Below are 2956 nucleotides of genomic sequence, written 5' to 3'. Positions count from 1 at the left end.
GGCGCGGTCGCCGTCGGCGAGGCCGACGCGGGCCGCGGTGTCCGGGTGCACCTCGACGTAGGCCTCCGGTGCCGCCTCGACCAGCTCGGGCACCTGCCGGGTCTGCGCGCCGGACTGGTACTGCGCGAGCACCCGGCCGGTGGTGGCGGTCAGCGGGTACCCGGCGTCCGGGGGTTCGGCGGGCCCGGTGTGCTCCACCGGCACGAACCGGGCCCGGCCGTCGGGGTGAGCGAACCGGTCCAGGAACAGGCGGGGGGTGCCGGGGTGGTCCGGCGCGGGGACCGGCCAGTACAGCGCCTCCCCCGCACGCAGCCGTTCCGGATCGACGCCGGAGTAGTCGGCGGGGCCACCCGCGGAGGCCGCCCGCAGCTCGGCGAACACGGCGTCCGGGTCGGCGGGGAACCGTCCGGGTGGTTGACCGAGCCGGACCGCCAGGTCGGCGAGTACGGCGAGGTCGGTGCGCACCCCGTCCGGAGGGGTGACGGCGCGGCGGCGGGCGAGCACCCGGCCCTCCAGGTTGGTGACGGTGCCGTCCTCCTCCGCCCACTGGGTCACCGGCAGCACCACATCGGCCCGCGCGGACGTCTCGGACAGCACGACGTCGGCGGTCACCAGCAGGTCCAGGTCGGACAGTCGCGCGGTGACGTGTCCGGCGTGCGGCGCCGAGACGGCGGGGTTGCTGCCGAACACCAGCAGCGCGCGCGGTCCGTCGGCGGTGCCGAGCGTGTCCAGCAGTTCGTAGGCCGACGGCCCCGGCCCGGGCAGGGACGCCGCGGGCACGCCCCACACGGCGGCGACGTGCTCGCGGGCCGCCGGGTCGGTGATCCGGCGGTAACCGGGCAGCTGGTCGGCCTTCTGGCCGTGCTCGCGGCCGCCCTGCCCGTTGCCCTGACCGGTCAGGCACCCGTACCCGGACCCGGGGGTTCCGGGGAGCCCGTGGGCCAGCGCCAGGTTGATCCAGGCGCGCACCGTGTCCACGCCGGTGGCGTGCTGCTCGGCCCCGCGCGCGGTGAGCACGTAGGCGTGGCGGGCACCGGCCAGCATCGCGGCGACGCGCCGCTGGTCGGCGGCCGCGACGCCGGTGATCCGCTCGACCCGCTCCGGCCAGTACGTCGCCACGGTCGGCCACATCGCGTCGAACCCCGTGGTGCGTCGCGCGACATAGGACCCGTCGAGCAGCCCTCCGGTAACGGTGGCGTGCAGGATTCCCAGGGCGAGCGCCAGGTCGGTGCCCGGTGCGGGGGCCAGGTGCAGCCCGGCCTGCTCCGCCGTGGGCGTGCGGCGCGGGTCGACGACGACCAGCCCCCCGCCCGCGGTCGCGCGGCGCAGGTGCCGCAGGAACGGCGGCATGGTCTCGGCGGGATTCGCGCCCACCAGCAGCACCACGTCGGCGTCGGCGAGGTCGGTCATCGGGAACGGCAACCCGCGGTCGACACCGAAGGCCGCCGTCGAGGCCGCCGCGGCCGACGACATGCAGAACCGTCCGTTGTAGTCGATGCGGGAGGTGCCCAGGGCGACGCGGGCGAACTTGCCGAGCAGGTAGCTCTTTTCGTTGGTCAGTCCGCCGCCGCCGAACACGGCCACCGCATCGGCGCCGTGCCGTGCACGGAGGCCACGCAGCCGCGTGGTCACGACGTCGAGCGCGTCGTCCCAGCCGGTGGGCCGGAGCTGTCCGTCCCGGCGCACGAGCGGGGTGGTCAGCCGGGCCGGGGAGTGCAGCAGTGCCCCCGACGTCCAGCCCTTCCGGCACAACCCTCCGCCGTTGGCGGGGAACTCGCGGGGCGAGACCGTCCCCCGCTCCGTCACCGTCATGCCGCACTGCAACGCGCAGTACGGACAGTGCGTCCCGGCGGCAAACCCGGCGCGCCCGCCCGCCCCCTGCGTCGTCCCGGTCTCCGTCGACGTCACACCGGCACCTCCCACGACTCGGCGACGCCGGCGACGCTAACCACCCACTGTTACCCCGACATGTCCCCACGTTTCCCGCACACGACATCCCCCTCCCTCCCGCGGGGGTGTTGCCGTGAAGGGCACCTTCCCTGCGCTGAGTGCAGCGAGGGGCACATTCACTGCGTCACACGCAGGGAATGTGCCCTTCACGGGGACACGCAGGGTGACCGGGGTTCGTCACAGGAGGTCGGTGATCTCGGTGGCGGTGCGGCGGAGGGCGTCCAGGGTGGTTTCCGGGGAGTGCGGGGTGAGGGCGTGTCCGGCCAGGCGGTAGAGCAGCGCGCGCAGCAGCATCTGGGGCCACTCCGGCAGGTGCGACCAGTGCCGCAGCAACGTGCCGTCCGCGGCGCCGTGCACGAGGGCGTCCACCGCCACCAGGGCGGTCCCCCACTCGGCAGGACGCACGTGCGGGGTGAAATCCACCAGCCCCGGCACGGACGAATCCCCGTCGGAGCACAACATCCCGAACAGATCACCGTGGACGAGCTGGTCCGGCGACGACGTGGGCCGCCGCGACGGGGCGAGGATCTCGAACAGCCGGCCGCCCCGCTCCTCGTCCAGCGAGCGGTGCGCCTCCCCCCACGCCAACCGCTCGGCGAGGGTCGCGGTCGCGTCCCCCGCGCCCGGGAAGTCCGGGCGAGGCAGCGGGTCCGGCCGGGGCAGCGTCGTGTCCGGCCGGGGTAGCGTCGTGTCCGGCCGGGGTAGCGGGTCCGGGTGGGGCAGCGTCGCCGTGGTCTGGTGCAACCGGACGGCGGTGAGCACGCCGCACTCCGCGTCCACACCGGCAGACCCCGCCAGGTGTCTGCGGGCACGCCAGCCACCGATCACCCAGCGGCCGTCCCCCGCGACGACGGGCCGCGCGATCCGCAGCTCGGTGTGCTCGACCGCGGAGTCGAGCGCGGCCATGGTCCGCGACACCCACACCGCGTGCGCGCGGTCGCGCACCGGCTCCAGCACGACCCCGCCACACCGCCATCCCCGGCCATCGGGCATCGGCTCAGCGTCG

Annotated in this window: 2 protein-coding genes; both read right to left on the bottom strand. The window is 75.4% G+C overall.

All coding sequences use genetic code 11. The features are described from left to right. A partial coding sequence (locus tag SACPADRAFT_RS25585) for a molybdopterin oxidoreductase family protein (RefSeq protein ID WP_007027101.1) occupies positions 1–1908 on the bottom strand: 1908 nt, incomplete at its 3' end. Positions 1909–2127: 219 nt separating this feature from the next. Further along, a partial coding sequence (locus SACPADRAFT_RS0204455) for a TIGR02569 family protein (protein ID WP_040923929.1) occupies positions 2128–2956 on the bottom strand: 829 nt, incomplete at its 5' end.

Origin of the sequence: Saccharomonospora iraqiensis subsp. paurometabolica YIM 90007, assembly GCF_000231035.2 — a bacterium.
Taxonomy (GTDB): Bacteria; Actinomycetota; Actinomycetes; order Mycobacteriales; family Pseudonocardiaceae; genus Saccharomonospora; species Saccharomonospora paurometabolica.
Note: the sequence above shows the minus strand (reverse complement) of the source record. Positions and strands in the feature narration are given on the sequence as shown.